This window comes from Pseudomonas sp. UMAB-40, assembly GCF_900095275.1.
GTDB classification, from domain to species: domain Bacteria; phylum Pseudomonadota; class Gammaproteobacteria; order Pseudomonadales; family Pseudomonadaceae; genus Aquipseudomonas; species Aquipseudomonas mandelii_B.
On sequence record NZ_LT607568.1, the window covers coordinates 134,028 to 153,631 of the forward strand.

19 protein-coding genes are annotated in these 19,604 nt (G+C 60.4%); 11 read left to right on the forward strand and 8 right to left on the reverse strand.

The features are described from left to right. Positions 1-4: 4 nt before the first annotated feature. From K0F88_RS23575 to K0F88_RS23585, 3 genes are all read right to left on the reverse strand, one after another. Positions 5-1,954 carry a DNA topoisomerase III gene (locus K0F88_RS23575; protein ID WP_219096693.1) on the reverse strand — a complete coding sequence of 650 codons (1,950 nt, stop codon included), beginning with the start codon at positions 1,952-1,954 and terminating at the stop codon, positions 5-7. Between the two features lie 173 nt (positions 1,955-2,127). After that, positions 2,128-3,195, reverse strand: a complete 1,068-nt coding sequence (locus tag K0F88_RS23580) for an SGNH/GDSL hydrolase family protein (RefSeq protein ID WP_219096695.1) — start codon at positions 3,193-3,195, stop codon at positions 2,128-2,130. 60 nt (positions 3,196-3,255) lie between these two features. Beyond that, a complete protein-coding gene (locus K0F88_RS23585) occupies positions 3,256-3,678 on the reverse strand; it encodes a hypothetical protein (protein ID WP_219096696.1) in 423 nt (140 codons plus the stop codon). Between the two features lie 531 nt (positions 3,679-4,209). Here K0F88_RS23585 and K0F88_RS23590 point away from each other — a divergent pair. Then, positions 4,210-4,578: a DUF427 domain-containing protein gene (locus K0F88_RS23590; protein ID WP_094467774.1), complete on the forward strand. Its 369-nt coding sequence runs from the start codon at positions 4,210-4,212 to the stop codon at positions 4,576-4,578. A gap of 60 nt (positions 4,579-4,638) precedes the next feature. On the opposite strand, the gene lldD is transcribed toward K0F88_RS23590, so the two are convergent. Continuing rightward, positions 4,639-5,784 carry an FMN-dependent L-lactate dehydrogenase LldD gene (gene lldD / locus K0F88_RS23595; protein WP_219096697.1) on the reverse strand — a complete coding sequence of 382 codons (1,146 nt, stop codon included), beginning with the start codon at positions 5,782-5,784 and terminating at the stop codon, positions 4,639-4,641. Positions 5,785-5,875: 91 nt separating this feature from the next. Further along, complete coding sequence (locus tag K0F88_RS23600) at positions 5,876-7,771, reverse strand: sigma 54-interacting transcriptional regulator (protein WP_219096699.1); 1,896 nt, start codon at positions 7,769-7,771, stop codon at positions 5,876-5,878. A 254-nt stretch (positions 7,772-8,025) separates the two neighbouring features. Here K0F88_RS23600 and K0F88_RS23605 point away from each other — a divergent pair, with 254 nt between their 5' ends. The 8 genes from K0F88_RS23605 (at position 8,026) to K0F88_RS23635 (ending at position 13,971) form a co-directional block, all read left to right on the forward strand. Next, positions 8,026-8,508, forward strand: a complete 483-nt coding sequence (locus K0F88_RS23605) for an MSMEG_0572/Sll0783 family nitrogen starvation response protein (protein ID WP_007969977.1) — start codon at positions 8,026-8,028, stop codon at positions 8,506-8,508. Positions 8,509-8,643: 135 nt separating this feature from the next. After that, positions 8,644-9,621 (forward strand): Nit6803 family nitrilase, encoded by a 978-nt coding sequence (locus tag K0F88_RS23610; RefSeq protein ID WP_219096700.1) that lies wholly within the window; start codon positions 8,644-8,646, stop codon positions 9,619-9,621. Then, the gene (locus K0F88_RS23615; RefSeq protein ID WP_219096701.1) at positions 9,608-10,690 is read left to right on the forward strand and encodes an MSMEG_0568 family radical SAM protein; all 1,083 of its coding nucleotides are present in this window, start codon (positions 9,608-9,610) and stop codon (positions 10,688-10,690) included. The genes K0F88_RS23610 and K0F88_RS23615 overlap by 14 nt, the downstream gene beginning before the upstream one ends. A gap of 14 nt (positions 10,691-10,704) precedes the next feature. Beyond that, entirely contained in the window at positions 10,705-11,265 is a 561-nt protein-coding gene (locus K0F88_RS23620; RefSeq protein WP_219096703.1) for an MSMEG_0567/Sll0786 family nitrogen starvation N-acetyltransferase, read from the forward strand. After that, positions 11,258-12,280, forward strand: coding sequence for a sll0787 family AIR synthase-like protein (locus K0F88_RS23625; protein WP_219096704.1), 1,023 nt, complete (start codon positions 11,258-11,260; stop codon positions 12,278-12,280). Before K0F88_RS23620 ends, K0F88_RS23625 begins: the two co-directional genes overlap by 8 nt. A 1-nt stretch (position 12,281) precedes the next feature. Beyond that, positions 12,282-12,452: a hypothetical protein gene (locus K0F88_RS32570; protein WP_257605336.1), complete on the forward strand. Its 171-nt coding sequence runs from the start codon at positions 12,282-12,284 to the stop codon at positions 12,450-12,452. Between the two features lie 27 nt (positions 12,453-12,479). Continuing rightward, entirely contained in the window at positions 12,480-12,617 is a 138-nt protein-coding gene (locus K0F88_RS32575) for a hypothetical protein (protein ID WP_257605337.1), read from the forward strand. A 52-nt stretch (positions 12,618-12,669) separates the two neighbouring features. Then, the gene (locus tag K0F88_RS23635) at positions 12,670-13,971 is read left to right on the forward strand and encodes an MSMEG_0569 family flavin-dependent oxidoreductase (RefSeq protein ID WP_219096705.1); all 1,302 of its coding nucleotides are present in this window, start codon (positions 12,670-12,672) and stop codon (positions 13,969-13,971) included. 58 nt (positions 13,972-14,029) lie between these two features. Here the strand turns inward: K0F88_RS23635 and K0F88_RS23640 are convergent, their stop codons facing one another. Beyond that, on the reverse strand, positions 14,030-15,652 hold the full coding sequence (locus K0F88_RS23640) for an MFS transporter (RefSeq protein ID WP_219096706.1): 1,623 nt from the start codon (positions 15,650-15,652) through the stop codon (positions 14,030-14,032). 141 nt (positions 15,653-15,793) lie between these two features. Beyond that, complete coding sequence (locus tag K0F88_RS23645) at positions 15,794-17,455, reverse strand: GMC family oxidoreductase (protein ID WP_219096707.1); 1,662 nt, start codon at positions 17,453-17,455, stop codon at positions 15,794-15,796. A 133-nt stretch (positions 17,456-17,588) separates the two neighbouring features. Between K0F88_RS23645 and K0F88_RS23650 the strand changes: the two genes are divergently transcribed. Then, positions 17,589-18,473 carry a LysR family transcriptional regulator gene (locus K0F88_RS23650; protein WP_219096708.1) on the forward strand — a complete coding sequence of 295 codons (885 nt, stop codon included), beginning with the start codon at positions 17,589-17,591 and terminating at the stop codon, positions 18,471-18,473. Positions 18,474-18,698: 225 nt separating this feature from the next. Here K0F88_RS23650 and K0F88_RS23655 read toward each other — a convergent pair whose 3' ends face one another. Beyond that, a complete protein-coding gene (locus tag K0F88_RS23655; protein WP_219096709.1) occupies positions 18,699-19,097 on the reverse strand; it encodes a carbohydrate-binding module family 20 domain-containing protein in 399 nt (132 codons plus the stop codon). A gap of 222 nt (positions 19,098-19,319) precedes the next feature. Here K0F88_RS23655 and K0F88_RS23660 point away from each other — a divergent pair, with 222 nt between their 5' ends. After that, positions 19,320-19,535, forward strand: a complete 216-nt coding sequence (locus K0F88_RS23660) for a DUF4287 domain-containing protein (RefSeq protein ID WP_094467769.1) — start codon at positions 19,320-19,322, stop codon at positions 19,533-19,535. The last annotated feature ends 69 nt before the right edge of the window (positions 19,536-19,604 follow it).

Genomic DNA, 19,604 nt, shown 5'->3' on the forward strand with positions numbered 1-19,604 from the left:
GCCCTCAAGCTTTGCTGGCCGGTTTCGCCGCGCGTTTGGCGCCTGTCGACGGCTTGCGCTTGGCGGGTTTTCGTTTGTTTTTCCATGGGGTGGCGCCACGGCCGGCCGGGCTCGCCGGTCCACTGATGGTCAGGCTCAGGCCGGCGCAACGGGCGACCTGTTTACTCATCCACGCGGCTTGTTTGGTGACGAATTCTTCCAGGCTCATCTCGCCGCTTTGCACCATGTCCAGCGCCTGTTCCCAGATGGCCGTGGTGCCGGGGTCGGCGATGGCGCGCGGCACCGCATCGATCAGGCTGAAGGCGGCCGGGGTCGCGGCCAGGGCCTTGCCGTTCTTGATCAGGTAACCGCGGTCGAGCAGGCCCTGGATGATAGAGGCGCGGGTCGCCTCGGTGCCAATGCCGGTGGTGTCCTTGAGCTTCTGTTTGAGCAGCGGGTCTTCCACCAGTTTGGCGACGTTCTTCATCGCTTTGATCAGGTCGCCTTCGGTGAACGGCTTGGGCGGTTGCGTCCAGAGGTCCTTGAGCTTCACATCGGCCACCGCGCAGTCACGGCCTTCGGCCAATGCCGGGAGTGTTTGCGGTGCCGGAGCCTCGCGACCCTTGGCCGGGGCGAGCGCCTCGGGCAGGGCGCGTTTCCAGCCGGGCTCTACGATCTGCTTGCCAACGGCGCGCAGGGCTTCACCGGCGCAGTCGAAGTCGGCCTGGGTGCGATCGTATTCATGGTTGGGCAGGAACTGCGCCAGATAGCGCGCGCGAATCAGGGTGTAGACCGCCCGTTGCTTGCCCACCAGTCGATCGAGATGCTTGGCCGCCGCCGTCGGGATGATGCCGTGGTGAGCCGTGACCTTGGCGTCGTTCCAGGCCCGTGAGCGGCGCTGTGGCTCCAGGTGATCGTTCAAGGCGTTCAGGGACGGATCGGCCTGGCGGAGCGCGGCGAGAATGCCCGGGGCTTCGCTGTGCTGGCTCAACGGAAGGAAACCGCAGTCGCTACGCGGGTAGGTGATGACCTTGTGGGTTTCGTAGAGCGCTTGGGCGATGTCGAGGGTTTCCTGGGCGCCGAGCCCGAGCTTCTTCGAACAGACTTCCTGCAAGGTGCCCAAGTCGAACGGCAACGGCGCGACTTCACGCATCCGCTCGGTGCGCAGCTTGACCACCCGGGCACTCGCCGCGCTGCTGATGGCCGCAGCCGCTTGCTGGGCCAGCGCCTGATTCAGGCAGCGATCCTGATCGTCACAAACGTCGGATGCCGCACGCCACTGGGCGGTGAACGCCGTGCCGTCGTGCAACAGCTGCACGTCGATGGCCCAATAGGCGACCGGCACAAAGTCGGCAATGCTGCGGTCGCGATCCACCACCAGCCGCAAGGTTGGCGTCTGCACCCGGCCCACTGGCAACACGCCCTGATAACCGGATTGACGCCCCAGCAGCGTGAACAGGCGGCTCATGTTCATCCCGATCAACCAGTCGGCCCGGGAACGTCCCAGCGCCGAATGATAAAGGCTGAACGTCTCGGCCCCCGGCTTGAGCGCCGCCAGCGCCTTGCGGATCGACGCATCGTCCAGCGCCGACAGCCACAGTCGCCGGATCGGCCCGCGATAGCGGCAATGCTCGACCAACTCCCGGGCAATCATCTCGCCCTCGCGGTCGGCGTCGGTGGCGATCACCAACTCATCAGCCTCGCCTAGCAGGCGTTTGACCGCCTTGTACTGGCTGGCGGTGCGCGGTTTGACCGTCATCTTCCACTTTTCCGGAATGATCGGCAGATCCGCCAGCACCCAACGCTTGTAGCGCGCGTCGTAGGCGTCCGGCGGCGCGGTTTCCAGCAGATGGCCGATGCACCAGGTCACCGTGACGTCCGTTCCCAGCCAGCAACCGTCGCCCCGACGCTTGGCGCCGAGTACCGCCGCGATGTCTTTGGCCTGGGAAGGTTTTTCACAGAGGTACAGCTGCATAACCACCATCGTTCATCAAGTGTGCAAGAGGCGCACAGAATGGCCGGTGATGAGCAATGGATCAATCATTATCTGTATGGATGTACAGCAGATGCGTTGCGATTGATTGCCGAGGGGTGATGGATACCCATCGGCCTCGTCGGCCGCATAGCGACCGACGGCCAGTGGTTCTACTAGGATTTACGCTTCGCCGCCGCTTTGGACTTGGCCGGTTTAACGCCTCTGGACCGTGCGCCGAGTGCCGCGGATTTCGGGGGCATCCGTCGTGCCAGGATGGGCGCCGGCTCCCCTGTTGGCGCCGTTACCAGCGATTGCTCCAGTAGCTGGAACGACTTGATGGCGACAGCCTTCGCGGCCAGTTGAATGGCGCTGTCTTTTTTCGACAGCAGGGAGTCCATCAGGTCTTCAAACAGGGTGGCCACGCGCCGGTAGGCGGGATTGTTCAAATGCAGCTCATTGATCCAGTCGTCGTCCTTGATGTGATCCCGTAGATCCAGGTAATAAACGTCCGTATTGTTGCTGGCGACAGATTTCAGCATCTCATTGAGCTTGTTGATGAAGTCGGCAACGATTTTGCGTTGAACAACTGGGTCAAGGATGTTTTTTTTGGTCATTGACGGCCGGATCCAGGGGCCGATGAAGCGATAGTTGCCGAAATTGACTACACCTTTCCCGGTGGGAATGGCCCGGCCATAACCGTGGAAAATGATCTTGACCTTCGGGTGTGCCGCCTTGACCCGTTTGATCATGTTTTCGTAGGCGCCTTTGAACACCGTGTTGATGACGTAATCGACATAGCCGGTACGCATCAGGTCGGGTGGATTGGAGTCGGCGTGATTCAGGAACGCTGCGAACTCATCCCCGGCAATATCGTTACCGCCGGCGGAAAACAGGAAGAAGGCCGGTTTGGTATTTTTGATTTCGGCAAGCACCTCGGCAAACTCCGGTGTCTTGCGGGTCCAGGCACCTTCCTTGAACTCGGTCCCGTAAACCATGTTTTCCAGCGTGTCACCACCCGTAGCAAAGCTTTTGATTTTGTAGCCGGACGTCAACTTCAGCCATTTGATGATGTCGACCCCCGGCAGGTAGTCAAACCAGGAGTCGCCCTGGGCCACCACGTTCACGCCATTTGAACCAAAGAAAAAGCCTTTGGCTCCCTTCGGCAAGGGTTGACCCACCTGCTCGTGTTGGTAGATCGCCAGGTTTATTTTCGATAACGCGTCTTCGCTTTCGTAATTCATGACGGCATCCTTATTGTTGGGTTGAAGGCGCAACGATCAGATCAGCGCGTGATCTGTTTTTCAGGTGGCCCACACCTCCAGGGTGATGGCCCCGTGATTGTTGAAGTACATCAATCGCACGTCGTTGGCGAAGCAGAACAGCTGACCGGATGCCGGCGCCACCCAGCCCTCCGACCATCGACGTCCATCGCCAATGGCAAAAAAACTCTCGCGATCCTTTTCTATTGCCCCCACGAGCGTGAACCAGGTGGCATCCGCTGAGCGACAGCGAATGAAGCGTTCGAAACGTCGCAGGTTGGCCATGCGCAGGCCGTTGGCATCGTGCACCTGGGTCCAGTCGGTCCAGGACCCTGACGCCCGAAAGAAATAGCGCTCTCCAGCGGTGAGTTGCACCGATGTCTTGAACCAGGGATTGCACGCGTTCACGTCGCCGCGATAGAGCAGCGTCCCGGCCCCCGATGGCGCAGTGAGCGAATCTGGCATGACCATTCTCCGGCGGTGGCGAGTGGATCAGTCGTACAGGTCGGCAACGTCGTGGTCATGACGTCGCCGGGAGAGAAAGGAGGGTGGCAGGGGGATGAGCCCGCATTCCGGTGGCCCCGCGCGAGCACCCAGGGCGATAACGTTTTGAGCGGGGGAAAACGCGTTGGCAGGCATGTGGAGGACCCTCAGATGTCTGAGACTCGAAACCCCACGCCACGAACGCTTATCTGCGCAGTAGGGAAGTGAACGCTGAAAACAATCGTAGACGATATTTCAGCGTAGTCAGGTTTCTTGTGTACGTGCCTCGATCACTTGTTTACGCCTTCCCAAGTCCGGCAAATTGCAGACATGGTTGTTCCAGCGATGGCGCTCTGACACTGGCCATTGGGCGATGGCCATTTTCCCCGTTCGGCTGCGAAGCCGTCGCGCTGGCGAATTTTGGGTTATACCTGACATTCGAGGTCTCAGGTTTTGGGGCCGCAGCGCGAGCCGTCCCCCACAGGTCCATCACCGTCATGAGGAACGCATTCCATGAAAAGCTCCGGTCCTAGTCCTGTCATCACCATCGCCGAGGAGCCTAGCTTCCTGTTGGTGAAGTTTCACGGTATTCAAGTGGCCGCCTCCTCGCGTGCGCTGGTGCTGCTCGAGGCCAATTATCCGCCGGTGTACTACGTTCCCTGGGAGGACATCGACGAACAGTATTTTGCCCGCACCGACCACACGACCTATTGCCCGTACAAGGGCGACGCCACCTATTACAGCCTGCAAATCCCCGGGCATGAGGGCGCTAATGCGGTGTGGCGTTATGAAGACCCCAAAGTGTCGGTCGAACAGATTCGCGGCTATGTGGCGTTCTATCCCGATCAAGTTACGTTTGAGCTGCTCAAAGACGTTGAGTGATGCTCGCGAAAACGCCACGGCGGCCTTCTGTAGGAGCTGGGGTGTTTTCAGCGTTTGTGTTCAGCCCCGTACAGCTTCGACTAACGTCGATTCATCGATCTGACTGATCGACGTCACTCCGGTCAAGGTCATGGCTACGCGCATTTCCTTGGCGAAAATATCCAGCATGTTCTCTACCCCGCGTTGCCCGTCGGCCGCCAGCGCATAGGCCATGGATCGCCCCAGCAATACGCCTTTCGCGCCCATGGCCAGCATCCGCACGACATCAAGCCCCGAGCGGATGCCCGAGTCGACCAGCACCGTCAAATCATTGCCCACCGCCTGCATGATCGGCGGCAACGCCTTGGTGGTGGACAGCACGCCGTCCAGCTGCCGCCCGCCGTGGTTCGACACCACAATGCCATCCGCGCCAAAACTGACCGCGTCCTTGGCATCCTGAGGATCGAGGATGCCCTTGATGATCATCGGGCCTTCCCAGAAATCACGAATCCACTGCAGATCGGCCCAGCTGATCGACGGGTCGAAATTGTTGGCCAGCCAGCCCATGTAATCTTCGAGCGTGACGGCTTTGCCCAGGTACTTCGAGATATTGCCCAGGTCGTGCGGACGCCCCATGACGCCGACGTTGAACGCCCAGTCCGGTTTGGTCATGGCCTGAAGCATTCTCCGCGACGACGCAAACGGCCCGGACATGCCCGAATGCGCATCCCGGTAGCGGGCGCCGGGCGTGGGCATGTCGACGGTAAACACCAGGTTCTTCACCCCGGCGGCCTTCGCACGCTCCAAGGCGTTTTTCATGAATCCCCGGTCTTTCAACACGTACAGCTGGAACCAGATGGATTGCTGGGTCTGCGCCGCGACTTCCTCGATCGAACACACCGACACCGTTGAAAGGCACAGCGGGATGCCTTTGTTCTCCGCCGCTCTGACCGCCTGCACTTCACCTCGGCGGGCGAACATGCCCGTCAGACCGACCGGCGCCAAAATGACCGGCATTGAAAGCGGTTGATTGAAGAGGGTGGTTTCGAGGCTCAGGGTTTCGACGTTTTTCAGGATGCGCTGACGCAGGCTGATGCCTGTCAGGTCGGCGCTGTTGGCCCGCAGTGTGTGTTCTGCGTAAGCCCCGCCGTCGATGTAATCGAACAGGAAACGCGGGAGTTTGCGGCGTGCTGCCTCGCGGTAGTCGGATGCGGATGAAATGATCATGGGGCCTCGGTCTGAAATGGGTCGGGGCTGTGACGGCATCGAGCCGTGGAATCAGGTTAGCGTATGCAACGAAAGGTTGTTTTATCCCGGCCTAACTCTCCAGCCGCTTGAGCCGGGAAGCCAGTGTCGTGGGCTTGATGCCCAGCAGATCCGCCGCGCCCCCTTTGCCGAAGAGCTTGCCCTTGGTCGCGGTGAGTGCGGCTTGCATGTTGCTGCGCTCCAGTTCTCGAATTTGCGCGTCGGTCAGAATGGTCTGGTGGGTGAGGTTCAGGGAAACACTTCCCTGATCGAGTGTCGATTCATCCGGCAGATCCAGGTTGAGATCAGCGCCGATCGAGGTGATCAGCGCGCGCTCGATGACGTTCTGCAATTCGCGAATATTGCCCGGCCACGAATAGCGTTGCAGGCGCTCGATGTCGCTGTTGCGCAGGCGCCTGCCGGGCATGTTCAGGCGTTTGCCGGTCTGCTTGAGGAAGTGCGCCGCCAGCGGCGCAATATCAATCGGACGGTCACGCAGCGCCGGCGACTGGATCGGGAACACGTTGAGCCGGAAGTACAGGTCTTCACGAAAATGTTTCGCCGCGACTTCCTGGCGCAGATCGCGGTTGGTCGCGGCGATGATCCGCACATCGACCTTGCGCGTGCGCTCTTCGCCGACCCGTTCGAACTGACCTTCCTGCAACACCCGCAGCAATTTGCTTTGCAGCTCCAACGGGATTTCGCCGATTTCGTCGAGGAACAGCGTGCCACCATCGGCCAGTTCAAAGCGCCCGACGCGATCCCGTACGGCGCCGGTAAAGGCGCCACGGATATGCCCGAAGAACTCGCTTTCAAACAGTTCTGCAGGGATCGCCGCGCAATTGACCCGAATCAGCGGGTGAGCATTGCGGCGACTGGCCTGGTGGATCGCGCGGGCAATCAACTCTTTGCCGGTCCCGGACTCGCCATTGATGAGCACACTGGCATCGGTTGGAGCGACCACGTCGATCTGCTTGATGATCTTCTTGATCGGCTCGCTCTGGCCGACGATTTCGCGGAAGTTGTGCTCGATGTGAATCTCTTCCTGCAAGTAGGCGTTTTGCTCCTCAAGTCGATCCTTGAGCACCTTGAGTTCTTCAAGGGCGCTTTGCAGTTGGTTTTCGGTGCTGCGCCGTTCAGTGATGTCGCGAAACACCACCACCGCGCCGACGATTCGGCCATCGGAAATCACCGGGGTACTGGTGAATTCCACCGGGAACGAACTGCCGTCCCGACGCCAGAACACCTCCTGACGCCCCTCATGAACCACGCCGTCGCGCACGGCTTTGTAGATCGGGCACTCTTCCACCGGGTAATGGCTGCCGTCGGCATGGGTGTGGTGGTGAATGCGATGGATGTTCTTGCCGATCATGTCCTGCGGTTCCCAGCCCAGCATCCGTGCGCCCGCCGGGTTGACGAAGGTCGCCAAACCTTCGCTGTTGATGCTGTAGATGCCGTCGCCGACCGAACTGAGCAACAGCTGGTTATCGCGTTCGCTTTCCTGGAACAGGTTGAGGATGTTGCGCCACTCGATCAGCCCGCCGCGCATGGTGCGCTCGGTGTGGGCCTGGTCGCGCTGGTATTTCTCATGGCTCAGCTCGCGCATCACCAGGATCAACTGTTGCTCACCCTTGATCTGCAGGGTGGTGGCGGAGATTTCCAGTTCGATGCGTTCACCGCTCTTGCAGTTGCAGCTCAGCTCTTCGGTCCAGCCGCGACCCTTGTCCATCACGGCCTGGGTGAACACGATCAGGTCAGCCAGTTGATGGCCGAACAGCTTGCTCACGGGCAGCTCCAGCAATTCCTGGCGCGGGTAGCCGAGCAATTTGCAGGCGGCGATGTTCAGGTCGCCCAGGCGATCGGCAAACGGATTGAGCAGCGCAATGGCTTCGGCGCAATGCTCGAACACCATGTGTCGCGATGAATACGCAAGGTCGGCCCAGCCGTTGAGAGAGTCTGTTTCGTTCATGGCTTCGGTCATTGCTACGAAATCTCGTGATTTGTCGCTACGAATATTCGTATTTCTACGGGAATGCGTGATTCACCGATAGCCTCAGATGCGCCATGAAAAAGCGGATCAGATGGCGATTCTCAACCTAATCAAACACTTACGACTGCACGGGAATTAGTTTTATTTTCTGGCACGGCGTTCGCTCTATCTCCTGCAACCCGGCAGCCAAAACAGGCTGGCGTTCAAGCACCAAGCAACTGGAGAGCGACACTATGCCAACCGTGGATATTCCCCATTACAAAGACGGCGACTTCCTGGTCAATTACGAAGAGAAAGTCTTCGAGGACATCAAGGCCGAACCCGGCGAAAAAGTCCTGATCACCTTCCACACCATCGCCTTCGAGGGCTCCATCGGCCTGGTCAACATGCTTCAGGCCAAGCGCCTGCTGCGCAAAGGCTTCGAAACCAAAATCCTGCTGTACGGACCGGGCGTGCAACTGGGCGTGCAACGGGGTTTTCCGACCCTGGGTGCCGAAGCGTTCCCCGGTCACCTGGCGGTGAACAAGCAACTCATCCAGTTCATGGAAGAGGGCGGTGAGGTCTACGCCTGCCGCTTCGCGCTGCAAGCGTTGTACGGCCAGACCGAAAAGGCGCTGATCGAAGGCATCCGCCCGATCAACCCGCTGGACGTGATGGACCTGCGCCTGCTGATGCGCCGTGAGGGCGCGATGATCATCGATACCTGGACGGCCTGACAGCGAAACCTTTGTGGGAGCGAGCCTGCTCGCGATGGCGGTGTGTCTGATACACCGCGCCGCCTGAATCGCAGGCAAGCCAGCTCCCACAGGACCGCGTCGATCTTCCGAGCACAACTTACTTCAGGACCCATCATGCCCATCATTCGCGCAGCCGCCGTACAGATCAGCCCGGTGCTTTACAGCCGCGAAGGCACCGTGGACAAGGTTTGCCAACAGATCATCGCCCTTGGTCGACAAGGCGTGCAGTTCGCCGTGTTCCCGGAAACGGTGGTGCCTTACTACCCGTATTTTTCGTTTGTGCAGCCCGCGTTTGCCATGGGCGCACAACACCTCAAGCTGCTGGATCAGTCCGTCACCGTTCCATCCGCCGCCACACTGGCGATTGGCGAAGCCTGCAAGCAGGCAGGGATGGTCGTTTCCATCGGCGTTAACGAGCGTGATGGCGGCACGATCTACAACGCGCAATTGCTCTTCGATGCCGACGGCAGCCTGATTCAGCATCGACGCAAAATCACCCCCACCTACCACGAGCGCATGGTCTGGGGGCAGGGCGATGGTTCCGGCCTGCGCGCCATCGACAGCGCGGTCGGGCGCATCGGTTCGCTGGCGTGCTGGGAGCATTACAACCCGTTGGCCCGTTATGCCTTGATGGCAGAAGGCGAGCAGATCCATGCCGCGATGTTTCCCGGCTCGTTGGTGGGCGATATTTTTGCCGAGCAGATCGAAGTCACCATCCGCCATCACGCTCTGGAGTCCGGCTGCTTCGTGGTCAACGCCACCGCGTGGCTGGATGCCGATCAGCAGGGCCAGATCATGCAGGACACCGGTTGCGGCCTCGGCCCGATTTCCGGTGGCTGCTTCACCGCGATCGTGTCTCCCGAGGGCAAATTACTGGGCGAGCCGCTGCGCTCCGGCGAAGGCGTAGTAATTGCCGACCTCGATCTGGCCTTGATCGACAAGCGCAAGCGCATGATGGATTCGGTCGGGCATTACAGCCGTCCGGAATTGCTCAGCCTGCTGATCGACCGCACGCCGACGGTCCATGTGCACGAGCGCGGCGCGCACTTTGCGGCCGTGGCCACCGAGGAGTTCGATCATGCAAACCAATGAATTGCTGGCCGAGCTGCAATGCCATGGCGTGCGTTGGCCTGCCGCGCAAAACGGCTTGTCTCGACAAGGTGGCGCCGGGCCTTCTGACCACAAAGCACTGAGCTTCGGCAGCCGGACCATGATGGTGCCGATCCTCAATCAGGCCTCTCAGGATTCACCCTATCAAGCGCAGCCCAGCGCCGATGGCAGCCAGGCGCTGATCTTTCGCGAAGGCTTGCAGGTCGGCCAAGTGCAGATGCCCGGTGTGCCGAAGTTCTACGGTCTGAGCACTGCGGACGGCATTCCCTATTGGAAAATCGCCACGCTGCACAGCAGCGACGTGCTCGCGACCACGGTGTTGCAACACTGCATTCGCTTCAATGATCGCGGCAGTTCGTGTCAGTTCTGCGCTATCGGCCAATCGCTTGCTGCCGGCAAAACCATCGCCCGCAAACGTCCGCAACAACTGGCGGAAGTGGCCAAAGCCGCAGTGGAACTCGATGGTGTCAAACACATGGTGATGACCACCGGCACCCCGCAAACCCCGGACCGGGGCGCGGCGATTCTGTGTGAGTCCGCGGCTGCGGTCACCGCTGCGGTCGATCTGCCGATTCAGGCCCAGTGCGAACCGCCGGACGACGATCGCTGGTTCCAACGCCTGGCCGACAGCGGCGTGGTGTCCCTCGGCATGCACCTGGAAGCGATCACTGATGAAGTGCGCCAACGGATCATGCCGGGCAAGGCCGAAGTGCCGCTGAGCCGTTATTTCGAAGCCTTCAGCGCGGCAGTCGAAGTTTTCGGACGTGGCCAGGTCAGCACCTACATCCTCGCCGGCCTGGGCGACAGCGAAGCGGCCATCAGCGCGATGAGCGAGCGTTTATGCGCGCTGGGTGTGTATCCGTTCGTGGTGCCGTTCGTGCCCATCGACGGCACGCCGTTGGCCCATCACCCCAAACCCGACAGCGCGATGATGGCCCGCCTGTATCCGCAGATCGGCGCGAGCCTGCGCCGTCACGGATTGCACTCCGATCAGATCAACGCCGGTTGCGCCAAATGCGGCGCGTGCTCGGCCCTGAAAAGCTACGAATAAACCGGAGAATTCCCATGCCGAATCTCGCCTATGCCTTGGTCGACAGTACTTTCGAACCGTTTCGCGCGGGAGAGTTGTTGGTCAAATCCGCCAGCGAACAGTGGGAGAAACAGGCCTATTTCGCCTTGCGACGTTCGGTGTTTTCCGATGAGCAACAACTGCTGATACAGGACAAGGACAGCCATGATTTCCAGGCGATCGCCATCGTCGCCCTGGCCGGTAATTGCGGAATCGCCGATCAGGTGGTGGGCGCGGTGCGCATCTATCAGCCGGAGCCGGGCCTGTGGTTTGGCGGGCGGTTGTGCGTGGCCCCGGCGTATCGGCGGCACAGCATGATTGGCAAAGCGCTGGTCAACGAAGCCGTGTCGCGGGCCAAGGAGCTGGGCTGCGAGGTTTTTCGCGCCACGGTGCAGGCGCAGAACGAAGTCTATTTTCATGGCCTGCGCTGGCAAACCCTCGAACAACTCGAGTTGCTCGGTCAGCCGCATTGTTTGATGCAGGCGGATCTGCCGAACTACCCGCTGATGCCGCGTCAGGTTTCGTTGCGCGCGCTGAAGGTGGCTCGACATGACTGATCTGACAGCGCTGCTCGATACCTTGCGCAACACCCCGGCGATGCGCTCGAAACAGGCGATCCAGCACCCGGCGGCGGTGATCGGTGGCGCCGGACAATCGCTGACCCGCGAGCAGCTTTACGCCTTGCCCGGCGATGACACCGCAGCGATTGCCTGTGGCGATCATTTTCAGCTGCTGGCCATTGAGGGCATGTTGCCGGCCTTCGTCGAGGCGTCGCCGTGGTTTGCCGGATGGTCGGCGGTCATGGCCAACGTCAGCGACATCACCGCTATGGGCGGTCGCGCGACAGCGGTGGTCAATGCGTATTGGCATCACGACAACGTCGCTGCCGAGCAAATACTGGTGGGGATTCGTGCCGCTTGCGAGGCCTATGGCTTGCTGCTGGCGGGCGGGCATACGAGCCTCTCGGCAGGTAACCCGACCGCATTGGCCGTGGCGATCACCGGTGTTGCGCAAAAACTGCTGTCGACCCTGCATGTCGCCCCCGGCCAGGTCATCGCCATGGCAGTGGACCTGGAAGGCGCCTGGCATGCCGACAGCACGTATTGGAAAGCCTTCGAAGGCGTACCCGCCGAGCGCCTGCGCAGCAAGCTCGACGTGTTGCCGCGCCTGGCTGACGCACAACTGCTGCACGCGGCGAAAGACATCAGCAACGCCGGGATACTGGGCAGCCTGTTGATGTTGCTGGAAACCACCGGCTGCGGCGCGACCGTCGATTTGACCGCGTTGCCACGTCCGCCGGATGCCGACCTCATGCGCTGGCTACAAGTGTTCCCCAGTTACGGTTTCCTGATGACGCTGGATGAGCGCGACTGGCCGCAGGTACAGACCGCATTTGCCTTCGAAGGTGTGCGCTGCGAGCGCATCGGTCGGGTCAACACCAGTGGTGTGTTGAACGTCCAGCTCGGCGACCGGCACGGCGAATTCTGGAACCTGCGCGAGCAAACCTTCACCGGCTTCAGCTACCGCGACCTCGATCTGACGCCCTTAACACTCACTCATCAGGAGCACTGACATGCCCGCCGTCAACTTCAAAATCCGCTGGCCCAATGGCAAGGAAGCGACCGGTTACTCGCCCTCCACCGTGATTTTCCACTACCTGGAGGAGGGCGCGAGTTACCCGCTGACGGACTTCCTGCAACGCCTCGAAAGTGCCTTGGACAATGCCTCGGAGCGCGTCAAGTAGGTCAAAGGTTTCTATTGCAGTTCGGCCATGGACACCCTGAGTTCGCTCAAGGGCCAGGCCAGCTATCTCGTCGACCCCGTTCATCTCGCGGGGCAGGTGGACGTTCTCAGCATGCGTACCGAAGGCGCCGGGCAGGTGATCGGCGCAGGCTGGGGCTCATTCTGATTCAACGATTTTCTCTCATAACCCTTTTCGTTACCGAGCACCGGAGCGCGCCATGACCAGCCACCTCACCTCAATCAAACCTCCCCACCACAGCGTGATCATCGTCGGCGGCGGTCAGGCCGGATTGTCCGCCAGCTACTTCCTGCAACAGGCAGGTATCGATCATCTGGTGCTGGAAAAACACAGCCTGACCCACACCTGGCGCAACCAGCGCTGGGATGCGTTCAGTCTGGTCACGCCTAACTGGCAATGCGCATTGCCGGGTTACACCTACATCGATGATTTCAACGGCAGCGATCCTCACGGCTTCATGAAGAAGGACGAGATCAATCAATACCTGGCCGGTTTCGTCCAGTCGGTGAACGCCCCGGCCCGCGAAGGTGTCACGGTGCAGCGCGTGGTTCCCCGCAGCCTTGGGGGGTATGAGGTTCACACCTCGCAAGGCGAGTTCACAGCCGACCAGGTGATTGTCGCGTCGGGCGGTTACCACACGCCGATCATCCCGCGCCTGGCCGAACGTCTGCCGGCCGGCATTCATCAGCTTCACTCCGAGCAATACCGCAACCCGCAAGCCTTGCCAGCAGGCAATGTCCTGGTGGTCGGTTCTGGGCAGTCGGGCGCGCAAATTGCCGAAGACTTGCACCTGGCGGGTCGCAAGGTCTATCTGGCGGTGGGGGATGCGCCGCGTTGTGCGCGTTTCTACCGTGGCAAGGACGTGGTCGATTGGCTGGCGGAGATGGGCTATTACGAGATTGGTGTCGATACGCACCCGCTGCGTGAAGGCGTGCGCGACAACACCAACCATTACGTCACCGGGCGCGACGGCGGGCGAGACATTGACCTGCGCAGCTTCGCTCGCGAAGGCATGGAATTGTTCGGTCGACTGGAGGGCTTGCAGGGCACTCGCATGCAATTCGCCCACAACCTGGGCGAGAGCCTGGACAGCGCCGATGCGGTCTATAACCGCATCAATACGTCGATCGACAAGTACATCGAACAGCACGCGATTGACGCTCCGCCGGGTGCGCCTTACACGCCGGTCTGGGTGCCAGGGCAGGAACGCGGTGAACTGGATCTGGTGGACGAAGGCATCACCAGCATCATCTGGTGCATCGGCTTCAGTCCGGACTTCACTTGGGTCGAAGCCCCGGTGTTCAACGGTCGCGGTCATCCTGGGCACCAGCGCGGAATCACCGCGCAGCCGGGTTTGTACTTCCTCGGGTTGCCGTGGTTATACACCTGGGGCTCAGGACGTTTTTCCGGGGTCGCGCAGGATGCGCGGTATCTGGTGGATTACATCAAGGCGCTGCACGTTGAACCAAGGCAGCAGGCAAAACGAACCCTTGCGATGTGATCGCCGCCACACTTGAAAACGCCCCGCATGGCGGGGCGTTGTGGGGTGTGTATTGCCCTTAGTTGGTGTCCAGATCCACGTTTTTGGTCTCACGCAGACAGATCATCCCCACCACCAGGCTCACCGCGGTAATCACCACCGGGTACCACAGTCCGTAGAAGATGTCCCCGGTATACACCACCAAGGCAAACGACACGGTCGGCAGGAAGCCGCCAAACCAGCCATTACCGATGTGGTACGGCAGGGACATCGAGGTGTAGCGGATACGGGTCGGGAACAGTTCGACCATCAGCGCCGCCAGCGGGCCGTAGCACATGGCGGAGATGATGATCAGCACCACCATCAGCCCCACGATCATGGGCTTGTTGACCTGTTGCGTATCGGCTTGTGACGGATAGCCCGCCAAGGTCACCGCACCGCGCAAGGCCGCTTCATCGAAGCCATCCAGTTTCACGTCACCGACGCTGACCTGCACCGCGCTGCCGGCAGGTGCCGCTTCGGTTTTGTAGGGCAGGCCCTGTTTCACCAGGAAGGTTTTGACCTTGTCGCACGGGCTGTCAAATTTCGCCTTGCCCACCGGATCGAACTGGAACGTGCAGGTGGCCGGATCCGCCAGCACGGTAATCGGTGCCTGGCGGCTGGCCTGGTCGATGGCCGGGTTGGCGTAGTGGGCGATGGATTTGAAGATCGGGAAGTACAACGCAGTTGCGAGCAACAGGCCGATCATCAGCACCGGTTTGCGTCCGACCTTGTCCGACAGCCAGCCGAAAAAGATGAAGAACGGCGCGCCGATGATCACGCTGACAATCAGCAGGCTGTTGGCCAGGGCCGGGTCCATCTTCAGGAACTGCGTGAGGAAAAACAGCACGTAAAACTGCGCCGCATAAAAGGTCACCGCTTGCCCGGCGTTGATGCTGAACAGGGCAATCAAAACGACTTTGAGGTTTTCCCATTTACCGAAGGAATCGCGCAGCGGCGACTTGCAGAGCTTGCCTTCCTCTTTCATTTTCACGAAGGCCGGCGACTCGTGCAGGCTCAAGCGAATCCAGGTCGAGATGCCCAGCAGCACGATGGAAAACAGAAACGGAATGCGCCAGCCCCATACTTCAAACTGGTCGCCGGTGAAGTAGCGGCAACCGAGCACCACCAGCAGCGACAGCAACAGGCCGAGGGTGGCGGTGGACTGAATCCAGCTGGTGTGGAAGCCGCGTTTACCCATCGGCGCGTGTTCCGCGACATAGGTCGCGGCGCCGCCGTACTCACCGCCCAGGGCCAGGCCCTGAAGCATGCGCAGCACCACGAGGATGATTGGCGCGGCGATGCCGATGCTTGAGTAGGTCGGCAGCAACCCGACGCAGAAGGTCGCCAGGCCCATGAGGATGATGGTGGCGAGGAACGTGTATTTACGCCCGATCATGTCCCCCAATCGCCCGAACACCAACGCGCCGAACGGCCTGACGATGAAACCGGCGGCAAACGCCATCAGCGCGAAGATGAACGCTGTGGTGTCGTTGACCCCGGCGAAAAACTGCTTGCTGATCACCGCCGCGAGGGCGCCATAGAGGAAAAAGTCGTACCACTCGAACACCGTCCCGAGTGACGACGCGAAGATGACTTTGCGAGTATCGGGGCTGGTGTCGACGCTGCGCGTGGCATCCAGGGGCTGAACATGTTCTGACATATCGGTATCCCTCACAGTGATTGTTTTTGTTGTTCCACTGGTGTTGCGTGTTCCTTGCAGCGGGTAATTTCTACGTCTGTAAATCCAGCGCGATCCTTTGTGGGAGCGGGCTTGCCCGCGATGGCGGAGTGTCAGTGCACATCAATGTTGAAGATCCACCGCTTTCGCGGGCAAGCCCGCTCCCACAGGTTCGGTGTGTACAGCAGGGTTTAGGATCAGATGCGCAGCCTTTTCGGCAATCATCAGCGTAGGCGAGCACGTATTACCCGAGGTAATGCGCGGCATGATCGAAGCATCGGCGATGCGCAGGCCGGGAATGCCGTGAACCCGCAACTCGGCATCGACCACCGCATCCCTATCATTGCCCATCCGACAGGTCCCCACCGGATGGAAAATCGTCGTGCCAATCCGCGCAGCGGCTTCGTGCAATTCTTCTTCAGTCTGCAAGCTGTCGCCGGGCAAGTACTCGACCGGTTTGAACGCATGCAGGGCCGGGGCGGCGACGATGCGTCGGGTCAGGCGAATGGCATCGGCGGCCACCCGCAAATCCTCTGGATGGCTCAAGTAATTGGGTTGAATCAGCGGCGCTTCCTGCGGATCGGCGGAACGAATCTCCACCCGCCCCCGACTCTGCGGCCTCAGATCGCAAACCGACGCGGTAAAAGCAGGGAAGGCGTGCAGCGGTTCACCGAAGCGCTCCAGCGACAGCGGCTGCACATGGTATTCAAGATTCGCCGAAGTCTGCTCCGGCCCCGACCGGGCAAACGCCCCGAGCTGACTCGGCGCCATCGACAGCGGGCCGCTGCGGTCGTACAGATAGCGCAGGCCCATGCCCATCTTGCCCCACACGCTGCCGGCGATCTGGTTCAAGGTGCGCGCATTTTCCAGTTTGTAGATCAGCCGCAGTTGCAGGTGATCCTGTAGATTGGCGCCCACGCCCGGCAGCTCATGGGCCACGCCGATCCCCAGTTTTTCCAGGAGCGGGCGAGGGCCGATGCCGGAGCGTTGCAGGATGCTTGGTGAACCGACGGAGCCTGCGCACAACACGATTTCCTTGCGCGCCTTGAAGGTTTTCGCCTGACCTTGGTAGCGAGTGCTGACCGCCGAAGCACGGCCGTTTTCCAGCAGCACACGGTCCACTTCAACGTCGGTCAGTACGGTGAGATTGGCGCGATTGCGGATCGGTTTGAGAAACGCCTTGGCCGCGTTCCAGCGAATCCCGGCCTTCTGGTTGACCTGAAAATAGCCGCAGCCTTCGTTGTCGCCCTGGTTGAAGTCATCGATGCTGGCAATGCCGCTTTGCTCGGCGGCGCTGCGGAACGCATCCAGAATTGGCCACGACAGCCGCTGACGCTCGACCCGCCAGTCGCCGCTGGCGCCGTGAAACTCCGAGTCGCCGGCAAAATGGTTTTCACTTTTCTTGAACAATGGCAGGACGTCGTTCCAGCTCCAGCCCGGATTGCCGTCAGCGGCCCAGCCGTCATAGTCGCCGGCCTGGCCGCGCATGTAGATCATGCCGTTGATTGAGGAACAGCCGCCCAGCACTTTTCCGCGCGGGTAACTCAGCGCACGACCTTGCAGGCCGGGTTGCGCTTCGGTCTTGAAGCACCAGTCGGTGCGCGGGTTGCCGATGCAGAACAGGTAACCCACGGGGATGTGAATCCATGCGTAGTTATCGCGGCCGCCGGCTTCGAGCAGCAATACGCGGTGTTGCGGGTCGGCTGACAGCCGATTGGCCAGCAAACACCCGGCCGGCCCGGCGCCGACCACGATGTAGTCGAATTCATCAAGGGAAGTCTGCATCCCTGACCTCGTATTGTTGTTCTTGTTGTCGGTCATCCTAGTTGTTAGCTTTCGTCAAAAGAATGTTAGTTTTTGCGCAGCCGCTGTGCGTTTTCAGACAGCGCCTCACACAGCGTAGACCCAAGGACGACTCATGTTCGACTGGAATGACCTGCGGTTTTTTCTCGAGTTGCAGCGCAGCGGACGTTTGCTCACCGCTGCACGCCGCTTGAACACCACTCACGCCACTGTTGCCCGGCACATCGAGGCCATCGAAAAGAGCCTCGGCACCGCGCTGTTTGTCCAGCACGCCCAGGGCTACGAACTGACCCCGGCCGGCGAAGCGCTGCTCAAACACGCCGAAGCCATGGAAAACGTCGCGTTGCTGGCGCAAGAGGAAATCACCCAATCCACCGCGCCACTGGGCAAAATCCGCGTCGGCGTCACTGAAGGGCTGGGCATCATGTTCCTCGCCAGCCGCATGAACGGCCTGTTCGAACGCTACCCCGGACTGGAAGTGGAACTGGTGGCCGTGCCGCGCTTCGTCAGCATCCTCAACCGCGAAGCCGAAATCAGCATCCACCTCGAACGCCCGGCCGCCGACATGCTGGTCACCCGAAAACTCACCGACTATCGCCTGGCGCTCTACGCCAGCCAGACGTACCTCGACAAGGCACCGCCGCTGCTCAGCCGCGAAGACCTCGGTCGCCACGCGTGGATCGGCTACGTCGACGACCTGCTGTTCAGCCAGGAACTGATGTTCCTCAACAGCTTCTGCCGCAACCCGCAGGTGGTGTTCCACAGCACCAGCGTCATCGCCCAGCAACAAGCGGCGCGCTCGGGGCTGGGGATCGCGGTGTTGCCGTGCTACATGGCCAGCGCCGATCCGGAGCTGGTGCCGTTGTTTCCGGATGAAAGCATCGAGCGCAGTTACTGGATCAGCACGCGGCGCGAGCTGCACAAGTCGGTAAGGCTGCGGGTGATGTGGGATTACGTGGTGGAGTTGTGCGAGGCGGAGCAGGGGTTGTTGATGGGATAGCCTGGCACCCATCACAGACGCTGATCAGCCAAACAATGAAGCAACCAACACAACCCCTGTGGCGAGGGAGCTTGCTCCCGCTGGACTGCGCAGCAGTCCCCTGCGTTTTTCAGGAGAGACCGGGCCGCTTCGCGACCGAACGGGACGGTGCGGCGTTCCGACAAGCTCCCTCGCCACAGGAGCGGGAGCGTGTCAGATTCATTTTTCCAGACGCTTACTCACGCTTCAGAACGTGCCGACACTCTTCGCAGTGAAAGCCAACTTAACGATGTTGTTGGGATTGTTCTGCCACTTCTGCACGTCGGTCGGTACGGTCTCGTTGCGCACGATACATTTCCATTCCACATCTTTGCCGTCGTCCGCGCCTGGAAAAAGGACCTTGCCGGTCCATGTAGGGTAGCCGGGTTTATCGTTGAGTTTTACAGCCTTGGCCGGGTCCCAGTTCCCTAACGTCGGATGGTTGCCAACCACATAAACGCTGTAGCCCGGCGTCGTGTTGCCGTTAGCGCACTTGAATTCCACTTCGTCTGTGATGGGCGTCCACTGGGCGCCTGCGGCATTGCCGTGAACGGGCAGCATCGCCAACATGAAAACACCCAGCGGCAATAGATGATTGCGAAACATGATGAATCCCTCAATTCACTCCAGGGGGACAGCGTATCCCCGGCCAAACTAAAAATGACCTGTAAGAACTGACAGTTCGTTAGAGCGCTTTGCGATAGCTTCCATCGTTGCTTATTAACTGATTATTCCCACTGGACTGCGCAGCCATCCTGGCCTTCAATTCGAGGGATGACGACAAGGAGCGTTATCCGACACTCCGTCGTGATAAAGGGAGCTTGCAGCATGACCGAAGAGACAAAAGTGAAAGGCCCGGCGTCGTACTTCCCGTCCATCGAGAAAAAGTATGGGCAACCCATCAGCCATTGGCTGGAGCTGCTCGGGACGGTGAGTGGCAAGAAGCATATGGAAATGGTGGCTTGGTTGAAGGATGAGCATGGAATGGGGCATGGGCATGCCAATGCGTTGGTGGCGCATTATTTGGCGAGTGCTAAAAAGTGAGGGAACTGTAAATGGCTTGCTGCGGGGTATGACTGTCAGAGGGAGGCTGGATGTGCCGCCGTCTTCGCG